At 44.5% G+C, this 922-nt stretch carries 1 protein-coding gene; it reads left to right on the forward strand.

Features of this window, described 5'->3' with window-relative positions:
- A partial coding sequence (locus KNP91_RS15600; RefSeq protein ID WP_214850891.1) for an IS3 family transposase occupies window positions 1-872 on the forward strand: 872 nt, incomplete at its 5' end.
- Window positions 873-922 lie beyond the last annotated feature (50 nt).

The raw sequence follows: 922 nt of genomic DNA on the forward strand, positions 1-922 counted from the left end.
TTGTCTTACGGAAACAATCATCTAGGCGGTTCGTGACGGATCTATGTACGCTCGCTGAAGTGAGCCGCAGTGGTTATTACGCCTGGCTCGCACGTACGGATAGTGTTTCCCTTCGGGAAGAACGCGACTATGCGGACTACCTACTTCTGAAACGTGTTCATGATCGTCATAAGGGAAAAATCGGCTATCGTGGTCTTTACATGGAGATGCTTGATCTTATGGGGGGACCGATGAATCATAAACGTATTTTGCGTCTCATGAGGAAATTTGGAATCGTGACGAAAATCCGTAGGCAGAACGCTTATCGTAAAATCGCTAAAGCGACATATGAACATAAGACTGTACCGAACCACTTGAACCGTCGGTTCGATCAAGAAGAGCCTGGTAAGGTATTCGTCACAGACATCACTTATCTGCGTATTGGATCTGGCCAAACTGTGTATCTCTCTTGTGTGAAAGATGTCGCTACACGTGAAATTATGGCACATCATCTATCTACAAGCCTCCATATGGAACTTGTCCTTCATACAACAAATAAACTCGCAGAACGACTTCAAGGGAATATACACCCGGAAGCCATGATACATTCCGATCAAGGATTCCATTATACGCATCCTGCTTATCAAACATGCATCCGTGGGATGGGAATGCTTCAATCCATGTCTCGTAGAGGAAACTGCCTGGATAATGCCCCGATGGAATCGTTCTTTGGGCACCTGAAAGATTATGTCGATTATAAATTAGCATCTGACCTCGAGGAGGTCCGTGCCATGGTCGATGCTTATATTGATTATTACAATAGCGAACGAAGACAATGGAAACTACAAAAGATGACTCCGGTACAATACCGAAGCCATCTCATAGCAGCTTAAAACGTTAAGGGTGCTTTTATTAAACTGTCCAAACTCTAGGGCTCAGTTCA

The sequence above is a fragment of the Exiguobacterium sp. s138 genome, from assembly GCF_018618775.1.
In the GTDB taxonomy this organism is placed as follows: domain Bacteria; phylum Bacillota; class Bacilli; order Exiguobacteriales; family Exiguobacteriaceae; genus Exiguobacterium_A; species Exiguobacterium_A artemiae.